Annotated in this window: 21 protein-coding genes; 13 read left to right on the top strand and 8 right to left on the bottom strand. The window is 27.3% G+C overall.

The genetic code is table 11. The annotated features are described in order from the left end of the window. The 5 genes from AVBRAN12654_RS07980 to AVBRAN12654_RS07960 form a co-directional block, all read right to left on the bottom strand. A partial coding sequence (locus AVBRAN12654_RS07980; protein WP_336614262.1) for a hypothetical protein occupies positions 1 to 422 on the bottom strand: 422 nt, incomplete at its 3' end. A gap of 162 nt (positions 423 to 584) precedes the next feature. Beyond that, positions 585 to 1,301 carry a hypothetical protein gene (locus AVBRAN12654_RS07975; RefSeq protein ID WP_336614261.1) on the bottom strand — a complete coding sequence of 239 codons (717 nt, stop codon included), beginning with the start codon at positions 1,299 to 1,301 and terminating at the stop codon, positions 585 to 587. Between the two features lie 351 nt (positions 1,302 to 1,652). Continuing rightward, positions 1,653 to 2,645 (bottom strand): hypothetical protein, encoded by a 993-nt coding sequence (locus AVBRAN12654_RS07970; RefSeq protein WP_336614260.1) that lies wholly within the window; start codon positions 2,643 to 2,645, stop codon positions 1,653 to 1,655. Between the two features lie 331 nt (positions 2,646 to 2,976). After that, on the bottom strand, positions 2,977 to 4,905 hold the full coding sequence (locus tag AVBRAN12654_RS07965) for an ABC transporter permease (RefSeq protein WP_336614259.1): 1,929 nt from the start codon (positions 4,903 to 4,905) through the stop codon (positions 2,977 to 2,979). Next, positions 4,880 to 5,992: an efflux RND transporter periplasmic adaptor subunit gene (locus AVBRAN12654_RS07960; protein ID WP_214120043.1), complete on the bottom strand. Its 1,113-nt coding sequence runs from the start codon at positions 5,990 to 5,992 to the stop codon at positions 4,880 to 4,882. The genes AVBRAN12654_RS07965 and AVBRAN12654_RS07960 overlap by 26 nt, the downstream gene beginning before the upstream one ends. 70 nt (positions 5,993 to 6,062) lie before the next feature. On the opposite strand from AVBRAN12654_RS07960, the gene fliL reads away from it, so the two are divergent. From fliL to AVBRAN12654_RS07935, 5 genes are read left to right on the top strand one after another with little or no spacing between them, the layout of a single operon-like run. After that, a complete protein-coding gene (gene fliL, locus AVBRAN12654_RS07955) occupies positions 6,063 to 6,581 on the top strand; it encodes a flagellar basal body-associated protein FliL (RefSeq protein WP_214116740.1) in 519 nt (172 codons plus the stop codon). Further along, a complete protein-coding gene (acpS, locus tag AVBRAN12654_RS07950; RefSeq protein ID WP_214116738.1) occupies positions 6,581 to 6,931 on the top strand; it encodes a holo-ACP synthase in 351 nt (116 codons plus the stop codon). The genes fliL and acpS overlap by 1 nt, the downstream gene beginning before the upstream one ends. Before the next feature lies 1 nt (position 6,932). After that, positions 6,933 to 8,207, top strand: coding sequence for an MFS transporter (locus tag AVBRAN12654_RS07945; protein ID WP_239802719.1), 1,275 nt, complete (start codon positions 6,933 to 6,935; stop codon positions 8,205 to 8,207). Then, positions 8,195 to 8,746: a CheB methylesterase domain-containing protein gene (locus AVBRAN12654_RS07940; RefSeq protein ID WP_214120045.1), complete on the top strand. Its 552-nt coding sequence runs from the start codon at positions 8,195 to 8,197 to the stop codon at positions 8,744 to 8,746. Before AVBRAN12654_RS07945 ends, AVBRAN12654_RS07940 begins: the two co-directional genes overlap by 13 nt. Before the next feature lie 5 nt (positions 8,747 to 8,751). After that, complete coding sequence (locus AVBRAN12654_RS07935) at positions 8,752 to 9,585, top strand: CheR family methyltransferase (RefSeq protein WP_336608206.1); 834 nt, start codon at positions 8,752 to 8,754, stop codon at positions 9,583 to 9,585. Positions 9,586 to 9,604: 19 nt separating this feature from the next. Here AVBRAN12654_RS07935 and AVBRAN12654_RS07930 read toward each other — a convergent pair whose 3' ends face one another. Both AVBRAN12654_RS07930 and mnmG read right to left on the bottom strand, forming a co-directional pair. After that, positions 9,605 to 11,635, bottom strand: coding sequence for a CHASE2 domain-containing protein (locus tag AVBRAN12654_RS07930; protein WP_336614258.1), 2,031 nt, complete (start codon positions 11,633 to 11,635; stop codon positions 9,605 to 9,607). Further along, entirely contained in the window at positions 11,632 to 13,488 is a 1,857-nt protein-coding gene (gene mnmG, locus AVBRAN12654_RS07925) for a tRNA uridine-5-carboxymethylaminomethyl(34) synthesis enzyme MnmG (RefSeq protein WP_336614257.1), read from the bottom strand. The genes AVBRAN12654_RS07930 and mnmG overlap by 4 nt, the downstream gene beginning before the upstream one ends. Positions 13,489 to 13,537: 49 nt before the next feature. Here mnmG and AVBRAN12654_RS07920 point away from each other — a divergent pair, with 49 nt between their 5' ends. The 3 genes from AVBRAN12654_RS07920 to AVBRAN12654_RS07910 are packed head-to-tail and all read left to right on the top strand — an operon-like array spanning position 13,538 to position 15,306. Next, the gene (locus tag AVBRAN12654_RS07920; RefSeq protein WP_214116726.1) at positions 13,538 to 14,149 is read left to right on the top strand and encodes a riboflavin synthase; all 612 of its coding nucleotides are present in this window, start codon (positions 13,538 to 13,540) and stop codon (positions 14,147 to 14,149) included. Positions 14,150 to 14,157: 8 nt separating this feature from the next. Continuing rightward, positions 14,158 to 14,346 (top strand): hypothetical protein, encoded by a 189-nt coding sequence (locus tag AVBRAN12654_RS07915; protein WP_214120047.1) that lies wholly within the window; start codon positions 14,158 to 14,160, stop codon positions 14,344 to 14,346. Between the two features lie 9 nt (positions 14,347 to 14,355). Beyond that, positions 14,356 to 15,306, top strand: coding sequence for an NAD-dependent epimerase/dehydratase family protein (locus tag AVBRAN12654_RS07910; protein WP_336614256.1), 951 nt, complete (start codon positions 14,356 to 14,358; stop codon positions 15,304 to 15,306). Between the two features lie 4 nt (positions 15,307 to 15,310). On the opposite strand, the gene AVBRAN12654_RS07905 is transcribed toward AVBRAN12654_RS07910, so the two are convergent. After that, positions 15,311 to 16,318, bottom strand: coding sequence for a sensor histidine kinase (locus AVBRAN12654_RS07905; RefSeq protein WP_214150156.1), 1,008 nt, complete (start codon positions 16,316 to 16,318; stop codon positions 15,311 to 15,313). A 145-nt stretch (positions 16,319 to 16,463) separates the two neighbouring features. Between AVBRAN12654_RS07905 and AVBRAN12654_RS07900 the strand changes: the two genes are divergently transcribed. From AVBRAN12654_RS07900 to AVBRAN12654_RS07880, 5 genes are read left to right on the top strand one after another with little or no spacing between them, the layout of a single operon-like run. Continuing rightward, entirely contained in the window at positions 16,464 to 16,688 is a 225-nt protein-coding gene (locus tag AVBRAN12654_RS07900; RefSeq protein WP_267525288.1) for a hypothetical protein, read from the top strand. After that, positions 16,655 to 18,193, top strand: coding sequence for a dynamin family protein (locus tag AVBRAN12654_RS07895; RefSeq protein ID WP_336614263.1), 1,539 nt, complete (start codon positions 16,655 to 16,657; stop codon positions 18,191 to 18,193). Before AVBRAN12654_RS07900 ends, AVBRAN12654_RS07895 begins: the two co-directional genes overlap by 34 nt. A gap of 3 nt (positions 18,194 to 18,196) precedes the next feature. Next, the gene (locus tag AVBRAN12654_RS07890; RefSeq protein WP_336614255.1) at positions 18,197 to 20,467 is read left to right on the top strand and encodes a dynamin family protein; all 2,271 of its coding nucleotides are present in this window, start codon (positions 18,197 to 18,199) and stop codon (positions 20,465 to 20,467) included. Position 20,468: 1 nt separating this feature from the next. Further along, positions 20,469 to 21,785: a dynamin family protein gene (locus tag AVBRAN12654_RS07885; RefSeq protein ID WP_336614254.1), complete on the top strand. Its 1,317-nt coding sequence runs from the start codon at positions 20,469 to 20,471 to the stop codon at positions 21,783 to 21,785. Between the two features lie 14 nt (positions 21,786 to 21,799). Then, positions 21,800 to 22,126, top strand: a complete 327-nt coding sequence (locus tag AVBRAN12654_RS07880) for a hypothetical protein (protein WP_336608203.1) — start codon at positions 21,800 to 21,802, stop codon at positions 22,124 to 22,126. Positions 22,127 to 22,418: the final 292 nt, after the last annotated feature.

The raw sequence follows: 22,418 nt of genomic DNA, 5'->3' as shown, positions 1-22,418 counted from the left end.
CTTGGAATTTGCTGTAAATTAAAATGACTTATTAATAATATTCCGTGAAAAGCAATCATTAAAAATGAGAAAAAATAAAAGGTAACTTTAATAAATTTTTGATTTTGTTTCATTATAAATTTATAGATTAGTATAATAGGAAAACACAATATAAAAGGAAAAATTATTTGAAAAATCAATGTATTTAGAGCAAAATCAGGATTATTGCTTTTAGCACTTAAAACCAAATAAAAAAATAAAATATATAAAGCTGTTATAAATCTAGGATAGAGCTTTAATCCTATAAAAAATGTAAGGGCAAAAAGCATAGGATAGGTAAGGAATGGCACATAAATTATAGGAATTAAAATACTAATAATCCCACCAGCTAAATCATGTAAATTATCTAAAAAATATGCTAGATATATTAAAAACTCATTCATATCCTACCTTTAAAAATAATTATTAAAATTATGTTACTTTTCGTAATAAATAATATTAAAAAATATTTTTTGATTTAATTTCAAATTCCTAATCCAAATTCTTTTAAAATATAGATAACAAAAGTTTAATTAATATAATCACTAAAATCTCTTTTGCTAAAATCAAACATTTATTATCTTTTCACTTAAAATCTTTTCAATTTTCTTTTGTTGTTTTGCTATATATTTTTCGCCTAGTGGTTGTGCTTCTTCTTTTGCTTCCATTTCATAGCCACCTTTACTCATTGCAGAATACTTTTGTCTAAACTCTGTGTATAAAAAATAAACCGATAAATCATCAACAAAAGGCAATGAAACTAGCTTGGTTTTAGTTTGATATATTGTGTAAGTTTTTAAGTTTTTACCATTTAAGAAAAATAGTGCTAAATAGCTTGATAAAATATCTAATATACAAAGTGCAAAAAACACAGGAAAGAATATTATTTTACCTAGTGGGTAATCTAGCTTATAGCTCAAACTTTTTCCTTCCATTTCTTTAGTATTAAAAGAATCTTTATCAAATATATATGAATAAGCTAAAGCAGGTCGCTTAGATTGCAATCTAAAAACTATATCACTTTTATTTATCGTTTCGCTTACTTTTTTGTAACTTTTTGCTATACCAAAAAGACCTTCTTTATCTATTGTATATGTTTCAAAATATATCTTTTCATTATCTACGCTAATATAAAAATCATTATTTTTAACAAATCTAAGTCTTTTTATTTGTCTAAGGTTTAAAAAGAATATAATAAAAAATATACTATGAAGTATTGCTTCATCCATCCTTTTTATCCACCATAAATCCGACATTCTTGGTGTTGGTCTATTATATAGCATGATTAAGTTATCTATACTTTTATAAAGTGTATAAAACGCAATAAAAGTCAAAAAATTTCAATAATAAATCTAATAAGCTCTAAGCTATATAAATAATCGTTTTTTATTTTATAATCTTTTAAATTGTCTATATTCAAATTTATCCTTTATTTTTAATAAGATTAATTATATGAAATAAAAATAAAAATCCATAAAATTATTAATATATGTTACTTTTTATAATAAATAATATTAAAAAATATTTTTTATTTAATTTCAAATTCATAATTCAAATTCTTTTAAAACTATAAAAACTAAAAATTTATAATAAGGTTAATTAGTGGTGTAAAATATTTTAGAATTTAATAATCTTCATTTAGCATTTACAACTCCTTTTTTATTTTTATTAATTTCATCAATCTCTGCTTGTATTTTTTTTCTTAATTCTTTTTCATTAGGGCAGGAATTTTCTAAAACTCCTAATATTTCTAAACTTGTTCCAGATAAAGAACTAGAATAATTTTTTGTAGTTTTTACATAATCAATAATTTTTTGAAAATTATCGTATATTTCAAATATATCTTTTTTATAACATAAATCTTGTGGGATTATTGCTGGTTCAATCATTTTTCCATTTTCATCACCTTGTAAATTTAAATATATGTCTTTAGCATGAAGCATAATCACTGTATTTATATATATATAATAAAAATATTCCTTTGACTTTTGCGAATCAAAGTATCTTTTATAAGCCATGTCTAAATGCTTATATATTTCATCATGTTTATTTGATTCTTCTTTTAAATAATATATAAATCTATCAATATCTAAATCTGTATATATTGAAACAAGCCTTAACATGGTTGCAAAGCGATTTTGGTTTAGTTCAATATTATCAAAATAATTTTTTCCATATGGTAAGCGTTCGATCATTGAATAAATCTCATTAAAAAATTCATCTTTATAAGTATTTGTAACATACTTAGCATACGATAAATCATCACTTTTAAAAAACATATTTCTATTTAAAATCATCCACCATAAAATGTCTTCTATGCTATCTTTTGGTAAAAGCTCTTTACCTTCTTTAAATTTATCATTCATTTGATTTATAAGAAATATCATTATAAAATTATCATAATTCAAATATTTATGTAATGATTCAATAATAATTCTATATTCCATTGCATTTGCAAATTTAGCAGAAGCTTCTGGATTTTTGCTATATTGTATGTCAAAAGTTTCTTTTTGAACTTCGCTTATAATTGCATAAAAACTTCCGATAATAAGAAAAAATATAGTAAAGATAAAAGCTATTACTTTTTTTAAAATGATTTTTAAATATTTTTTGTGATTTACTTGCATATTTAGCCTTAATAAAAAATAAGATTAATTATATCAAATATAAATTTAAAAATAATTATTAAATTTATCTTGTGTTTTATGTTAAATACTTTGAAAATATCTTAAATTCCTAAATTAAATTCTTGTAAAAGATAAAAAATAAAAATTTATAATAAGGTTAATTAGTAGTGTGAAATATTTTAGAATTTAAATTAGGATTTTAATATATTAATTTAGTCCTTAAATTTTATAAATTCCTAAAATTATTTAAAACTACACATTCATTAGTTGCTTATGATTTTATATAAAATAAAAAGGAAAAACTTTATTAATTTAAGTTTTTCCAAATTAATCAATCATCAGTTAAAGCAACTGCAGGGATTAGCTTACTAGCTTGTTTAGCAGGAAAATATCCAAAAAATAAGCCAACTAAAGTGCTACTTAAAAACCCTAACATAATAGCATCAAAATCAACTATCATTTTAATAGGAGCATCAAGTAAATTAATGCCATAAACAAGCATTAAAGCAATCATTACACCAATACTAGCAGCTACGCTACAAAGCACAACCGATTCAATCAAAAACCCCGTGCTAATATAAGATGGACTTGCTCCGATTGCAAGTTTTACCCCTATTTCTTTCGTTCGCTCTTTTACAACGACAAGCATAATATTCATAACACCAATTCCGCCAACAATCATAGCAATAAATGCAATGCCAAAAATCATTAAACTAAGTGTATTTGTAGTGCTTTCTATACTTTTTTTAATAGCGTCTTGATTAAAGGTCAAAATTGAATTAGCACCCTTTTTAATCTCTAAAATCTGTTTAATACTATTATCAGCTAATTCACTATTTACATCATCTTTAAGCAATACAACAATACGCCTAATATGTTTATTACCATCAAATTTATTGCTAATTGTGCTATTTGGAACATAAACTCTAATATCAAAACCATCTCGCTCATTTTTATCTTTTTTAAGAACCCCAATTACTCTTAATGGCTGACCTTTTAGATATATTATTTTATTTAATGGACTTTCTATTTTAAATAAAGTTTTAGCTAAATTCTCACTAATTACACATACATTCTTAGCGTCTTGTTCTTCTTGCTCGGTAAAAAATCTACCTTCTTTCATTTCCTTAGCACTAATTTGTAAAAAATTCGCAAAAACTCCTGTAGCATCAGTATCTACTTCGTTTTTTAAATAAGTAATATAAGCACCACTTAAACCACTCTCAACCCCAACTTCTTTTACAAAATCAAGCCTTTTAATAAGCTCTAAATCTTGGTATGTTAAATCCTTAATCCTACCTGCATTTCTATCTCCAAATCTTGAGCCTTTATGAACTATAATTGTATTTGTCCCAAGTGATTTTATCTCTTCTAAAATATCAGCTTTCCCACCATTTCCTAAAGCTATTGTTGAAATTACTGAAGCAGTAGCGATTATAAGCCCTAGCATAGTAAGAAACGACCTTAATTTATTTGTGATTAGATTATTTAATGCAAGTTTTACATTTTGAGAAAAAAAGCTAAAACTAGCTATAAATCTATCTTTAAAATTAGCTTTATTTAAATTATCTTCATTTAAATTGCTTGTTTTAAATTCTTTGACATTTTCATCGCTAATGATAACTCCATCTTTCATTTTAATAATTCTAGTTGCGTATTTACATAAACTCTCATCGTGAGTTACTAAAATAACCCCAACTCCGTTTTCATTTAGCTCCTTTAGAATTTGCATAAGCTTTATTCCATTTGCACTATCAAGCGCTCCTGTTGGCTCATCTGCTAATATAAAATTTGCATCATTTATAAGTGCTCTTGCCACACTTACACGCTGTTGCTGACCACCACTTAAATGTGCTGCTTTTTTATGAGTATGTTCGCTAAGTTCTAATTTTTCTAATAATTTTTTAGCTTTTTGAATGCTAGTTTGTTTGTTTTTCTTAGCATATAAAGCTCCCATTATTACATTTTCTAATACACTTTGTAAGGACATTAAATTGTATCTTTGAAATATAAAACCTAAATTATCTCTTCTAAAGGCTGATTTTTCTTCACTATTTAAAGAATACAAATTCTTATCATAAAATATATATTCTCCGCTACTTGGCTCATCAATTAAGCCTATCATATTAAGCAAGGTGCTTTTTCCTGAACCACTTTTGCCTAATAATATTACAAACTCGCCTTTTTTTATCTCAATATTTATATCTTTTAATACTTGAGTTGAGCCATAAAATTTATTTAGATTGCTTATCTTTATCATTAGTTATTACCACTTCATCATCATCATTTAAGCCACTTGTAATTTCTATATTAAAATTATCGCTCTTACCTAAGGTTATATATGCTTTTTTATAGCCTATCTCGCTATTATCTTTAATATTTACAAAATAGCCTTTATTGTCTTTATTAATATAATTAATAGGTAAAGTTAAAGCATTTACTACCTTATCAATTTCTATGGTATTTTGAACATCTATTCCTATTTTTAATTCAGGGTTATTATTTACAAAATATCTAGCATAATAATAAACAGCCCCACTTGAAGTAGCATTATCAATAACACTAACATCAGCACTATCAATACTATTTATACTAGCTTCTTTAGTGCTAGCCCCATCACTTAATGGAGTATATGTGATTTTTTGCCCTACTTTTAATAAGCTAACATCATTTTGTGCTATTTGCATTCTAACTTCCATCTCATCTAAATTAGCTAATTTAATTAGTGTTGGTGAGCTTTGCTTTGAGTTAATTGTCTGACCTAAACTAGCATAAACACCTATTACGCTACCATCAATAGGAGCTTTTACTATTGTTTCATCTAAACTTTCTTGCATAGTAGAAATATTTGCATTTGTTTGAATTATTTGAGCTTTTATTGAGCTAAGTTTTGCTTTTGCGTTGTAATAATTAGTTTTTGCGTTTAAATAATTTTCTTTAGAGCTAGCACCCTTACTTAATAACTTTTCTTGAGTTTGAAGTTTTACATATAATTCGTTTAAATATACTCTAGCTGCTTCTTCTTCATCATTTAAACTAATTAATTTACTTTTTTCTATAGCCAAATCATTCTTAGCTTTTTCATCATCTAAAATAGCAATAATATCGCCTTTTTTAAGCTTATCTCCTAGCTTTACACGAAATTCTTTAATTTCTCCATTTGCTAAAGTCGCAACATTTACCAAAGAAGGAGAATAAGCCTTGCCTACTGCTTCAACATTAATTGATAAATCCATTCTTTTTGGTTTAATAATTCTAAAATTATTATTAGTTTCATCATTGCTAAAATATGCAAAACTAAATATGCCTATAATTATTACTATCAAAATAGCTAGTATTTTTTTCATTTTATCCCTTCTTTAATTTATTTTTGCTAAAATCTTAATTTTTAAAATATTTATCAAAAAAGGTTAATAAATGGCAGAAAACGAAGAAGTTGTAGCACCAAAATCAAAAGGTTCTAGTTTGGTTTTAATTTTAGTAACCGTTTTATTACTTGTTGTATTAATCATAGGCGGTTTAGTTATATTTTTATTAATGGGAAGTGGCGATGAAGAAAAGGCTGATGAAAGTGTAAAAACCGAGCAAGTTGAGAAAAAACCTGCTAAGAAAAAGAATGAAATGTCAGCTGATGTTGGTGTTATTTATCCATTAGATGGCTTTACCGTGAATTTAGTAAGTGATAGTGGGACTAAATATTTAAAATGCAAAATTGAATTAGAGCAAAATATAGAAACACTAACACCAGAACTTGATAAAAAAATACCTATTATTAAAGATAAAATAATAGAAACTCTAAGCTCAAAAAGTGTAGAAGAAATAAGCACAGGAAAAGGCAAAGAAAGATTAAAAGAAGAAATTATCAATAAAATTAATGAAGTATTAAATGATGGCTTTATCAAAAATATTTATTTTACTGATTTTGTGATTACTTGATGATTGGTTGTGATATTGTTGAGATTGCTAGAGTTGAGAAAATTCTAGCTAAATCTCAAATTAAATTCTTAAAAAAAATCCTTACCGAAAACGAATTAAAAACTCTAAGTTCTAATTCAAATTCTATTGCAGGTTATTACGCAGCAAAAGAAGCAGCTAGCAAAGCTTTAGGCTGTGGAATTAGTAAAGATTGCTCTTTTATGGATATAGAAATTATAAAAAATAATCAAAATAGACCTAGTATTTTATTTAGTGAAAAAATTTTTAATAAATTTGGAGTAAAATCAGCTCATCTTAGTATTAGCCACGATGCAGGGATTGCAATGGCTGTTGTTATGCTGGAGAAATAAATTGAAAAATTATCTTGAATTATTAAAATATAGTAAGACTTTTAAAATTCTTATCCTAGTTCAATTCATAACTTATTTTGGGGCTTGGTTTTCACAAATTGGTGTTTATACTATGCTAATTGAGTTTGATTTTAGCGAGTTTAGTTGGAATATTTTAGGCTCTGAAATAAATCACGAAAGTATGAAAAAATGGGCTATATCTTTTTCTGCTGTATTTGCATTTTTGCCTACTATTTTAATGGCGCCAATTAGTGGAATTATAATTGATAGTTTTAAGTCTAAAAAACTTTTATTATTATCAATTATCATTGAATTATTTTCAGTATTTTTACTAATTTTTATAAAAGACGCTAGTTATATTTTTATACTATTTTTACTAATTTTTATAAGACTTGCGGTTGCAAGTTTATATTTTCAAACTGAAATGAGTTTATTGCCACATATTTTTGATAAAGACAGATTAAAGCTAGCAAATGAGTTATTTTCAGTAGTTTGGGCTATTTCATACACTACAGGAATGGCAGTTGCTGGTATGTTTATACATTATTTTGGGGTTTATAATGCCTTTTTGCTTGATTGCTTTTTATTTTTAATTGGAATTACATTATTATTTTTTATAAAAATAGAAGTAAAAAATGAAAAATTTTATTTCAAAAATATCACAAAAATGGCTAAAGAAGGTTTGTTTTATTTACTAGGAAATAAAAAAATATTACATTTAATATTATTACACGCCTTTATAGGATTTACAGCTTATGATGCTTTGATTAATTTTTTAGCTGGATATGATTATTTAAATAAAGTATATTTTCTAAAAGAAATTCTAAGCACAGGTTTAATAATTGGACTTAGTAATGCAATTAGAGCTTTATCTTTAGTGGTTGGACCTTTAATTTTAAGTAAAGTCGTAAATCACAAAAGATTATTTTATTTTTTTATTTTGCAAGGCTTAGGGATTATTACTTGGGCTTTACTTCAATTTAATTTCTGGGTATCTTTTATAGGTTTAATATTTGCTGGATTTTTTACTAGCACGATATGGTCTTATACTTATACAGCAATTCAAAACAATTGTGATAAAGAATATTATGGCAGAGTGATTGCTTATGTTGATATGATTTATATGAGCTTTTCATTAGCAATTACTTTACTAACTGGTTGGTTATTTGATAATAAAGTTGGCACTTTTTATATTACAATATTAATTGGAAGTTGCTTTATAATAGGTGCTTTTTATTGGTTATTTTATATAAGGAATTATGGATGCGAAAAGTAATTTTAATAGGTGCTAGCACAGGTGGTCCTAGTCAGATTAAGTATTTAATTCAAGATTTAAAACTTGTAAATACAACAATAGTTATTGCTCAACATATGCAAGCAAATTTTTTACCAAGTTACGCACATCAACTTGATAAAGAATGTTTAAGCGATGTTGCGTTATTAGAAAATCCTTGTTTTTTAGATGATAAAAAAATATATATTTGTCAATACAATACGGAGTTATTTTCAAATCTAAGGGCTAATTTTAATAATGGAGTTTTTCCATTTTGTCCTAATGTAGATTTATTGTTTAATAGTGCTTCAAAACTTACAAAAGACTATGAAATACTAGCAATATTATTAACAGGGATTGGAGATGATGGTGCTAAAGGCTTATTTGAACTATACAAAAAAGGTGCTAAGTGTATAGGCGAGAGTGAAAAATCTTGCATAGTTTATGGAATGCCAAAAAGAGCTTATGAATTAAATAATAATCTTTTACAACTTGACATTGAAGATATAAAAAAAGAAATTGTAAATTTCATTCAAAGGTAGGTTTTATGTTTAGTTTTTTATCAAATAAAAAAGATGTAGAAAATCAACAAAAAGAAGAGTTTAAATTCCACGATGATAATTATGAATTTGATATGCTTTTATTGAAAATTAGACAAGTTTGTGGAATTGATTTAGAAGTTAAAAAAACAACAATAAGACCAAAATTAATCAAATTTTGCACTAATAATAATTTAAGCTCTTTTTCTCAATTAACTAATAAAATGGATTTAAACCTTCCTATTAGACAAGAATTATTTGACTTAATAACGGTTTGTGAAACTTATTTTTATAGAGAACTAAAACAACTTAATGAATTAATTTATATCTTAAGAGCAGAACCTAGCAAAAGAAGAATTTTATGCGCTCCAAGCTCAAGTGGAGAAGAAGTATATTCAATACTAATGCTAGCAAATGAAGCAGGGATTACTAATCTTTCAATCTTAGGAATAGATATAAATGCTGAAATTATTCAAAAAGCAAGAGCTAGAAGATATTCAAAACGCTCATTATATAATCTAAATGATAATCTAATCAAAAAATACTTTGACCAAGACAATGATGAATATGTGATAAAAAGCCAATATTTTTCTAATGCTAAGTTTGAAGTTGTGAATGTATTTGATAAGAAATTTTTAGAATTAGGTAAATTTGATGTGATACTTTCAAGAAATATGATGATTTATTTTAATGAAGAATACAAATACCGCTTGGTTGATAATTTTGTTAAAAATCTCAATGATGGCGGAATGTTTTTCGCTGGACATGCTGATTTAGTTCCAAGTCATAATGAATTAAAAAAAGTATATGCAAATACTTGCACTTACTATGTAAAAGAATAATTAGAAATTAAATTCCTAATTATTCACGCCATAAAGTTAATTTCTCTCCTTTAAAGCCACTGCATTTATATAATTTAGTAGCTTCATCTTTACCTTTTAGCTTTAATTCATCAACTAATTCTAATTCATATATACTAGCGTCTTTTAAGGCTGCTAAAGTGTTATGAGAGATTAAGATATTTGCCTTATAGTTTTTACAAGAGCTTTCTACCCTACTTGCGGTATTTACCCCATCTCCTATGCAAGTATAATCACTTCTTGAAAGGCTTCCCATCTCCCCTACAATACATTCACCTGTATTAATTCCTATACCTATATTTATATAAGGAAGTCCTTTTTTGCCCCAATCTTCGTTTAAAAGCTTTAAGGCTTTTATTTGCTCAATTGCAGCTTGTAAAGCACAATCAGCGTGATTTTCTAAATCATTTGGAGCATTAAAATACGCCATAACAGCATCGCCTATATATTTATCAACCGTTCCATTGTATTTAAAAATAATATCACTCATAGGGGTCATATATTTATTTAAAAAATTAACCAAATCAGAAGCATCCATATTCTCACTAATCGTAGTAAAATCTCTAATATCACTAAAAAATACTGATATTTCTCTTTTGCTTGTGCTAAATACATTGCTATCTGTATTAATTAATTGCTCTGCTACTCTTTTTGAAACCTTTTTTTCTAGCTTAGCTTTTATAAATTCTTTTTGTCTGCTTTCTAAAAAGAAGTTAATTAATATCCCAATTACTCCCATAATAGCTAAAACCAAAATAAGTTCAAATGTATGAAGTAAATACTTCTTGCTAATTATAAAATAATAATGCCCTAAAATAATAGTTGCTAAAAGTATTAAATGCCATAAAACTTGTAAAATTATGCTTTTAAAATACATAAAAGAAACACTAAGAGCAATTATTAATAATAAAGAAATTAAAAGTATTTCAGATGAATATTTTGGGGTTGTTAGGTATTCATCATTTAATAAATTATCTATCGCATTTGCGTGGATTTCAACACCTGGTAGGTTTTCATCTAATGGATTACTTCTAATATCATTAAGCCCTACAACGCTAGTTCCAATTAAAACTATTTTATCTTTAAAGAACTCTTTACTAATAGTCCCATCTAAAACATCAATAGCACTAATATAATCATAATGCGGAGATTTTCCTTTAAAATATAAACCAAGCAATGCGTGAGCATTCACTACAAAGCTATCCTTATCTCCTAATACTAAATGTATATCTTTAAAATTATCCCCAATTGCTTTAATATCATCAATTCCTAGATATTTTGCATACATTGCAAGACTAAGACTTGGCAAGAGTTGTTTAAACTCACCATCATCATAATAAATCATCATAAAGGCATTTCTAATTACATTATCTAAATGTGAATATGAATTAACAAATCCATTTGCATAAGCATTATCACTTAATTCTTCTATACTTGCTGTAATATTTTTGCCATGTTCAAGCAATGAATAATCAATATTATCTTCAGCTATACTTTGATTACTTAATGGGGCTAATTTTTTTTCCGTATCGTTTATATAAGAGCCTAAGTTTATAGCATAGGCTAAAATACTATTTGTCTTTGAAAGTGCCATTGCAAAAGCTTTATCAGTGTCTTGAGTGCGTTGGCAAAAATGATATTTTGGAATGTTTAAAGAATTAAACTCCGTATCATTCATCTTTTTAGTAATTTCTCCACGCTTATCGCTTTCTGCAAAATAAATATCAAATCCTACTACACTAGCAGCATTTAATTTATACACCAAACAAGCAAGAATATCTCTATCCCAAGGCCATTGCCCAAGACTAGCTAAGCTTTTTTCATCAATATCAACTATAGCAATTCTACTATCACCTTTAATATTATGATTAAAATAAGCATTAATTCTAAAAAACATATCGTGAGTTAAATTATCTAGCCTTGTGATGATACCTACTTCTTTTATAGTTATAAAAAATGAAAAAACAATCATTAAAATTGATAAAACTATAAAAGAATAAAATTTCTTAAACTTACTTAAATGTCTAATCAATTCTTAGCCTTTAATTTAATATAAATTTGAAGAATATCAATTGCAGCTGGAGTAATTCCACTAATTCTACTTGCATCAAACAAATTATCAGGCTTATTTTTTTCAAGTTTTTCTACGACTTCATTACTAAGCCCACTAATTCCACGATAAGTAAAATCATTTGGAATTTTAATCTTAATCAAATTCGCTTGATTTTGAATACTTTCATCTTGTAATTTTACATAATGATAATATTTTGCATCAAGTAAAATTTCATCTAAAACAAAATCATTTAAATTAGCCAAACTTGGTGCTAAAGAAAGCATTTTTTCCTTTGTTATAGTGCTACGAGCTATAATTTTTTGAAGAGTTGTTGGTTGAGAAATCGGCTCTTCATTAATACTTGCTAATAATTCATTGAAAGAATTTGAAGGAACAACCCTGCTTTCACATAAAAACTCTAAACCTTTTTTAATATCATTTATTTGATTTTCATAGTATTTAAAGCTATTTTCATCTCTTAAACCACACTCATAAGCGTATTTATTAAGCCTTGTGATTGCATTGCTTTCACGAAGTAATAATCTAAACTCAGCCCTACTTGTAAACATTCTATAAGGCTCTTTTGTGCCTTTCGTAACTAAATCATCAATTAAAACACCAATATATCCTTCATCACGGCGTAACACAAGCCCATCTTTATTATCAATTGCCAAACTTGCATTTATAGCTGCCATAAGCCCTTGAGCTGCTGCTTCTTCATAACCAGTTGTCCCATTTACTTGACCTGCTAGATAGAAGTTTTTAATAATTTTACTTTCTAAAGTATGAAACAAATCAAGTGGGTCAAAATAATCATATTCTATTGCATAGCCGTGTCTTGTGATTTTAGCATTTTCAAAGCCTTTAACCGAGCGTATCATTGAATGTTGAACTTCAAATGGTAAAGAAGTTGAAAAACCATTTATATAGTATTCTGTAGCTTCTTTTGTCTGTGGCTCAATAAATAAATGATGACTTTCTTTATCCGCAAAACGATTGATTTTATCTTCTATACTAGGACAATATCTAGGGCCAACTCCTTTAATTTGTCCTGTAAACATAGGAGCTTTATCAAAATTTGAACGGATAATATCATGAGTTGTTGTATTTGTATGCGCTATATAGCAAGGAAGTTGCGGCAATGTATGAGAAGTAAATTCTAAGCTAAATCCTTTAGTATTTAAATCGCTTTCTTGAGTTTCTAATACGCTAAAATCAATACTACTTGCTGCAATTCTAGGACAAGTTCCAGTTTTAAGCCTTCCACGATTAAGCCCTAAAGCAGCTAAATTATCGCCTAACTCACTAGCACTAAGCTCTCCTACACGACCACTTTTTATCTTGCTTAAACCTACATGAATTAAACCATTTAAAAATGTCCCGCTGCATAAAATTATTTTCTTAGCTTCATAAGTTTTATTAAGCTCTGTTTTTACTCCATAAGCTTCATTATCTTTTACTAAAAGCTCTGTAACCATTTCTTGAGAAATGTCTAAATTAGGCATATTTAATAATATATTTTTAGCATTTTTATTGTATTCATCCATATCTATTTGAGCTCTAGTTCCACGAACAGCTGCACCTTTGCTCTCATTTAAAGTCTTGTAATTAATCGCACTTAAATCAGTAATCTTTGGCATAATTCCACCAAGTGCGGCTATTTCTTTTACTAAATGCCCTTTTGCAAGTCCGCCTATTGCAGGATTGCAAGAAGTTGCTCCAATTCTATCGTTTAAAATCGTAAGAAGTAGTGTTTTTTTACCTATTTTAGCACTTGCGTGTGCTGCTTCAACACCAGCATGACCAGCACCAATTACTATAATATCATACATCATTAATCCTTTTTTTTATAATACACTAAGCTTATTGTAAAGGATAAAAATGTTTAATGGTTTAATAAGAGAATGTGGCTTTATAAAAAACTATTCAAATAATGAATTAAGATTAATTTCAAAACTAAAACCAAACATAGGAGATAGTGTAGCAACTAATGGAGCTTGTCTTAGTGTGATAAAAACTCATAATGACGGCTTTAGTCTAAATCTTAGTAGTGAAACTCAAAAAATAATCAAACCTTTTAAAGTAGGTGAAAAAGTGCATACTGAATTAGCAATGCAAGTAGGAGATAGGATTGATGGGCATATTTTAAGTGGGCATATTGATGGGCTTGGTAAAATCATTAAGATAAATAAGCTTGCTAGTGGGATAGATTTTTATATAAGTCTTGATGAAAAATTAATGCCTTTTGTGTGTAATAAAGGTAGCATCGCAATTGATGGAGTAAGCCTTACTATCAATGAAGTTTTAAACAATTCTATAAGACTTACAATAATTGATATTACTTTAAAAGATACTTTATTTAATTCATATAAAATCAATGATTTAGTAAATGTAGAAACTGATATTTTGGCAAGATATGTTCATAGAATGCTAAATTATAAAAATAACTCACTTACTTGGGATGATATTGATAGAATTAGTGCTATTTATTAGGAGTTTTTATGAATGAAGAAATTATGCTAAGAGCTTTGGTGCAAAAAGCACAAGAGATGGATGATGAGTATTTGGCAAATGAAAAATTAGTAAAAATGCTTATTAAAAAACAAGTATCATTTGATAATTACGATAAAATAAACGAGTTTTTAAACTTTATAAAAGACGCTAAAACAAACGCTCAAAAAAGCAAATAAAGGATAAATATGAATATAGTAATAACAGGTGGAGCTGGATTTATAGGCTCAAATCTAGCAAATGAATTATGTAAAAATCATAAAGTTTTAGTAATTGATAATTTTGATAATAATGAAAGATTTTCAAACAATAAAAGAAAATATTTTGGAACTTATAAAAATCTTTTAGAATTTGATGGCTTAATATATTCAGCTAATTTATTAAATGATGAGTTTTATGCAATGATTGATAGTTTTGCTCCTAATGTGATTTATCATTTTGCTGCTATTTCTGATACTACCGTTTATGATGAAGAAATAGTATTTAAAAGTAATATTAATACTTTTTATAAAATTATAGCTCTAGCTAAAAAACACAATGCAAAATTAATTTACGCAAGTAGTGCTAGTGTATATGGAGATGCACCAAGCCCACAAACCGTAGGGCTTAATGAAATACCTAAAAATCCTTATGCTTTTTCAAAACTAACTATGGATAAAATCGCTAAAGATACAGGAGCAGTGGAGCTTAGATATTTCAATGTTTATGGTAAAAATGAATTTTATAAAGATACAACCGCTTCTATGATTTTACAATTTGCTTTACAAATCCTAAATAACAACTCTCCTAAACTTTTCGTTGGAAGTGATAAAATCTTTAGAGATTTTGTATATATAAAAGATGTTACAAATGCAAATATCGCTGCAATGAATGCTAATGGTGGAGTTTATAATGTAGGTAGTGGCAAGGCTAGGAGTTTTGAGAGTATTGTAGATATTTTGCAGGATTTATTAATAAAGCGTGGAATTTTAAAAGAAAGATTGCAAAAAACATATATCCCAAATCCTTACACCAACGCTTATCAATTTCATACTGAAGCAAAGCTAGATGATAGTTTTTCATATAGACCAATTTATAGTTTAGAAGATGGGATAAATGATTATTTAGATGAAATAATTAAGATATTTAATAATAAATGAATTATTAAATATCTAATTTAAATTCCACGCAAAAGCTCTTAGGCTCGTTGCAATAGTATATGTTTGCATTGTGAGCGTTGCAGATTTGTTTGCATAATGCTAAGCCTAAGCCATTGCCTTTTAATTTGGTTGTATTGAATGCTTCAAAAAGATTAGTAAGATTTGCTATCTTTTCGCCACTATCAAAAACACTAATTTTATATATATTATTTATAATTTCTCCTTTGACTTTGATAGTGCCATTTTCTTCACAAGCATCAATTGCGTTATAGATTAAATTACTTAAAACTAAGCTTATTAAAGACTTATCAGCACTAATTATTAATGGAGCAAAAGTGCATTCGCTTAGAATTATCTCATCACTATTATTATAGGTATTAAAGACATTTTGGCATTCGTTTTCAAATTCTTGCAAATTGAACTCATATTTATTTAGCTTAAACCCACGAGTAAAAAGTAAAGTGCTCTCAATTATTCTCTCAACCCTTTTAATCGCATCTTGCATTTGCATTACAATATGTTTATTTTTAAGCTCAACCTTACTAAAAAGCACCCCTGCTAAAAGCGAAACAGAGCCTATTGGATTTCTAATCTCGTGAGCTAAATTAGCCGCTACTTGACCCATAGAAACAAGCCTTTCATCTCGCTTTTCTTTAGTAATATTTGTAGCCATTATTAGGTGCTTATCAGCGTATTTTATAGATTTGATTTGATAAAAATTATTTAAAAATTCTAATTCATAATGCTCTTTATTAAGGTCAATTTGCCTGAATAATTCATCACTTGCTAATTTATTTTTCACTACTAGATTTTGATTTTCATCCAAAACCCAAATAGCACTTGGTAAAATCTCAATGATTTCATTTATCATTAACATTAAACTATCATAAGAAGTCTTTAAAGCCTTGTATTCATTCTCTACTACATAAGTTTGCTCAATTAACGCCTTTAGCCCATCAGCAAAACTCTGCTTATCTGATAAATCTAAGCTATCTAAAATATTTTTATTCATAAATGTCCTTTAAATTTTTAAGATTATATTAAAAATATTCATTAGCACGATAAAATTCCATATATTTTTTTAAAAAAAAATTAAATGGACACTTTTCAGCATATCTTTATGATACAATCAAAGCAAATTTTATGAAAGGAAAACAATGTTAGAAATCAAAAATCAATTTTTGTCATTTTTAGATGAACTAAAATTAGTAGTTGAAGATAAAGAAATCTTCTCAAAAATTAATGAATTAAAATCAAGAATTAATTCAACCGAGCTAATAATCCCAGTAGTAGGTGCTTTTAGTGCGGGTAAGAGTACATTGATTAATAATTTTTTAGATAATTCTGTATCTATGGGGGGGGGATTTTACCGACTAAGATAGAGCCTACAACAGCACTTGCAACTGAGCTAAGATTTAATGAAGATGAAAAAATCATAGCAATAGATGAAAACAACCAAAAAATCACTTTAAATATAAACGAGTTAAGCTCTCTAGCTACAAGCAATAGTAATTATAAATATATTCAAGTTTTTTTAAATAATAAAAGATTAAAAGATATTGAACCATTGGTTTTAGTTGATATGCCAGGCTTTGCTGCTAGAAATAATTATCACAATAAAGCCATAATTAATTATCTTTATAAAGGTGCTTATTTTATAATCTTAAATCCAGTTAGTGATGGAACAATACAAAAAGATATCAAAAGTGAAATCAACAACATTACAGAGCATAATAGAGATTTTACATTTTGTTTAAGCAAGACAAATCTAGCAACCCCAAGCACCATAGAAAAAGTAAAAGAGCAAATCCTAGAGCTTTTAGAAGAATACGACTATGATAAGGAAATAATATGCCTAGGAGATAGTAGCGGTAATGAATTATTAAAAGCATTAAAAAGCATTGATAGTGAAAAAATATTTAAAAATATATTCTATGAAGAATTAAAAATATTTAATAAAAGCATTAGAAATATAAGCAAAAATAGTCTAATAAATTTACAATTAAATCAAAAAGATTTTGAAGAAAAATTAAAAGATTTTGCAGCAATAACAAATAAAATAAATAGCACAAAACAAACCTTAAGCGAATTAGGATATCAAAAATACGGAGCTAATGAAGTAGGTCGTATAATACAAAACACAAAAACAACAATTCATAATGACTTAAACCATCTAGCAAATAGAGCTATAAATGGTGCTGATATTTCAAATGATTTAAGTAATATGATTGAAGTAGTATTATCCGCTGAAATAAACAAGTCTTTACTAAAAATCAGAGAAAGCATAGTAAAAGAATTTGAAATAGACCTAGGAAATCTAACCTTAAACAATAATATAAAAAGTTTTGATTTAGATAGTATCAAAACCATTGCTCGTGGCATAGATATACAAGTAGAAAATATCCAAATAGGCAAAATCAATGCTGATACAGGCTTTATAAAAGATATAGCTGTCCTTGGTATAAATATTCTTTCAGTATTTAAGCATATTCCTATAATTAATATAGCAACAAATATTTTAAGTGGATTATTAGGTTTTTTAGGTGGAGGCAATAAAGAAGCTGAGCGTGAAGCTAGAGAAGAAGCAAGAAGAGCTAGGGAAGAAGCCGAAGAAAGAGCTAAGAGTAAATTTAAAGAAGAAGTAATGGCTAAAGTAGGAACTGAACTATCTAATATAGTCCCAAATCTTTTTAAAACCCAAGTAGAAGAGCTTAGTAAGGTAATAGCACAAGCTTTTGATGAAAGTATGAAAGAAGAAAAAGAAAGAACGCAAAAAGACCTAGAGACACTAAGCAAAACAAAAGAAGTGCTAGATAATCAGATTAATTATTTAAACAAACTAATAAACAAAACACAAGAATTAGAAAACAAATATTTCAAGGAGTAAAAAATGCAGATTTTAGCTAAAACAAAAAATTTAGAAGAATTAGTCTTAAAATACGATGATTTACAAACAAGCACAATAACAAGTCTAAAAGATGAGTTTGCAATAGTAAAAAGTGGGGAATTAGAAAAGTATTTAGAAGAGTTAAAAAATAGCCAAAGATTATTAAAAATAGGAATAGTTGGGCGTGTAAAAGCTGGTAAAAGCTCGTTATTAAATGCTTTAGTCTTTAATGGAGCTGATGTATTACCTAAGGCTGCTACACCTATGACAGCAGCACTTACTATGATTGAATACGATGAGAATTTAAGTGCTATCGTTGAACTTTATAAACAAGCCGATATTAATGAGATTGAAAATCAGCATTCTCAATATATAAAAGAGCTAAATAGATTAAAAGATATAAAATTTATGGAGCTAAAAGAGAGAAAAGAGAAAAAACTAGATGCTAAATTAAGCAAAGAAGATATAAAAGATATAGAAGAAAAAGCCGAAAAATCAGCAAAAAGAGAGCTAAACGATAATCTTATCCTAAGCTCAAGCTATGATCAATTTGAAAGAATTAAAGCAAATCCACTAAAACTAAAAGATGAATTTGTAACCATCAAAGCAAACAATATAAACGAATTAAATAAAGAGCTTTTAGAATATGTTGGGGCTAATGGTAGGTTTATGCCCTATACAAAATCAGTTACCTTAAAGCTCAACGAAGAAAGCTTAAAAAATATCCAAATCATTGACACCCCAGGCGTAAATGACCCAATAGTATCTCGTGAAGCAAGGACAAAAGAGCTTTTACATAAATGCGATGTGGTGTTTATAGTATCTCCATCAGGGCAGTTTCTAAACCAAGAAGATACTAATTTAATGGATAGATTAGGCAATAAAGACGGAGTAAATGAGCTATTTGTAATAGCGTCTAAAATGGATGAGCAACTTTATGGCTCATTAAAAACTGAAACCAATGAAGATTTAGACCTAGCCTTAGATAAGCTTAAAACCAGCTTTACAAAACAATTAAAAGACTACTGCGAAGAGCAAGAAAAAAAATGCGAATATGCAAAAGCTTTATGGCAAAATTTAAGCAAAAATGAAGTGATTACTTCATCAGGGATGGCTTATTCTATACTAAATCATCTAGGCTCATTAGATGAGAATGAAGAGCATGTGATGAACCTTTTAAGAATGAATTATCCTAATTATTTTAACGAGAAAAATACTAAAGAAAATCTAAAAAAATTAGCAAATATAGAATTAGTCAAAGAAAAACTAAACTATGTAAAAGAACTAAAAGATGAATTGTTAAACAAAAAATCAAATGAGTTTATAAGTGCTAAAACAAACGATTTTAACGATTTTATAAAAGAATTAGAAAAGCTAATTTCAAATGATTTAAAATCTTTAAAAGATATGGATTTAGGCTCACTCAAAAAACAAGAACAAGAATTAGCCAAAGCAAAAGAAGTAGCATCAAAAGAGCTTAGTAAAAGATACAAAGAGCATATAAACGAAATTGATGAAAAAATCAAAAAACACCTTCAAAACACAGCTAAAGCGTATTTTTCTAAAGAAAACGAAAATGTAGATGATAGCGTAAGTACAGAGACTAAAGAAGAAAGATATACAGATTATGAAACAAGAAGAGTAAAAAGAAGCACAAGCAAATGGTATAACCCTTTTAGTTGGGGAAGTTATGAATATGATTATGAAGAATACCCAGTTACAAAATACAGAACCATTACTACTACAAATGTAATGGCAGGGACTATTCATAGTGGCTTAATAGCACTTACAAATAAACTTGAAGAGTTAATCAGTCTAAAAGCTAATGAATATCTAAACTCATGGAAGAAAAATCTAAGCAAAATCGTAATGCAAACTTTAAGAGAAAATATGGATAGAGAATTTATAGATGAAATCATCATAGCAAAGGCTATAAATAAAGTTATAAGTTCTATAAAAACCCCTGATATATCATACTCAAGCAAAATGCCAAGCTCACTAAATCGTAGCGGAAGATTAAGCGATAGCGAAGGCAAAAACTATGTAGCAGAAGTAAAAAACTACCTAGATAGCCTAGAAGCAAATGTAATTAGTGATATAAATAATTTCATCACTAATATACTAAAACATTTGCAGAATAAGGATTTAAGTGGCGAAATCTTTTTAAGTTGTCAAAAAGAACTAAACAAACTAGCTTTAGATATAGAAAACAAAGAAGCAGCAATCAAAACAAAAGAAACAATATTAAAAGAAATCAAAAAATTAGGAGAATAAAATGGCAAAGAAAAAATTAAGTTCATATCAAAAATTAAAAAAGAATATGAAAGCTTTAAAGCACGAGTTAAACGACAAAGAATTAGAGTTAAGAGAGCAGATTATTAAAAATCTCAATACAGAAGAAATCAAGCTACAAAATAAGCTTATCTCAAAACTTTTAAACGCCAAGATTAAAAACAAAGGTCTAATGAATTATCACGAACTTTTAAACAATGACTTTTTAGAGTTTGCAAATTATGAAGAATCGCTATCAAACGAAGCAGAAGCTATAATAAAACTTCAAACCATAGAAAAAAAGCTTGAAATCATTTCAAGCTACCCTGATATATTTACTAAAAATATCATTGCAGTTGGCGGTGGCTTTAGTGCAGGTAAAAGTGAGTTCATAAGCTCATTTATAAACGATAATGAAGTAAAACTTCCTATAGGAATAGAGCCAACTACAGCAATTCCTACTTATGTAATAAATAAAGATGAGCCTATGATATTAGCTTGCAATAACCAAAGCGCAAGTATAAATCTAAATGAAATAGATAGTAATATGTATAAAAAACTATCACATAAGTTTATAAACTCATTTGGCTTTAATCTTAAACAAATAATGCCTTATATGGTATTAGGTACTAAACTAAAGTTTGATAATATTTGCTTTATAGATACACCAGGCTATAATCCATCAAGCTCAGCAAGTGATTACACAAGTGAAGATTTAAACACAGCTAAAGATTATTTAAAAAATGCAAGTGCTTTAATATGGCTAATAGGACTTGATGCAAATGGGACTATTCCTAAGAGTGATTTAGACTTTTTAGATGAACTTGAATTAGATAATAAAGAGCTTTTCATAGTATTAAACAAAGCTGATTTAAAAACTAAAAGTGATATAGAAAAAATCTTAGCAAATGTAGCTGATGTTTTAGATGAATATGGCTTAGATTATAGTGGGATAAGTGCTTATAGTTCATTGCAAAAAATAGAAATTGCTAATGAAAAACAATCATTACATAATTTTTTAAAACGACCAAATATTAATTCTACTATAAAAGACAACCTAATTTCAGAGCTAGAAATCGTAGAAAATATGTATAAAACAGCTATAACTGATAATAAAAATAACAAATCAAAAAACAAAAAAGCTCTAAAAGATATATCGCTTGATTTATTAGAAAACGGCTTTAGCGATGAAAAGGTGCTAAAAAAATTAGAAAAAATGCAAGAAACATTTGACTTTAGCAAACAAGATGAAAATCTAAAAAGACTAAAAACAGAATTTACAAAACTAAAAAATGCAATAGCTGAAGTATTTGAAAAATAATTAAAGGAGAAAATATGGGAATATTAGGAAAAACTTTAAAAACTACAATAAAAGTTGCAAAAGCAGCTCCAAAAATAGCGACAAGTAAACCAGTTAAAACAGCTTTTACAATAGGCTCTTTTATAGCTACTAAAAAAGACCCTGTTACTTATGTTGAAAATAGAGTTATTGAAGAAGTGGGAAGCTATACATATAAAAAATCAAAAGGTATTTTTAAAGATAAAGTTTTAAGTAAAACATCAGTAACTAGAGATATTTCAAACTCTAAAAAAGTAGGTCTTGGGGTAAAAGGTATTGAAAAACTAGTAGGTTTAACTTGGGGCTTATGGTTTAAAAAATAATCAAAACTAATAGGAATTTCATAATTGAAATTCCTAGTTCAAATTCTTTTAAAAATATTTTATATGGACATAATCAGGACTATCAATATGCTAAACTAAAAATAAACATTAAAGGAAGCTAATGAAAATTTTAGTTAAAGACAAAAGCGAATTAATTGATTTTGTATTAAATCAAAATATTGATTTAAGCTATTTAGACACAAGTTTAATCACAGATATGAGCGAATTATTTCTAAACTCTAATAGAAAAGATTTTAGCGGCATAAATACTTGGGATACTTCTAATGTTACT

The sequence above is a fragment of the Campylobacter sp. RM12654 genome (genome assembly GCF_020137585.1).
In the GTDB taxonomy this organism is placed as follows: Bacteria; Campylobacterota; Campylobacteria; order Campylobacterales; family Campylobacteraceae; genus Campylobacter_E.
The sequence above is the reverse complement of the archived record's forward strand: the minus strand, read 5'-3'. Positions and strand labels throughout refer to the sequence as shown.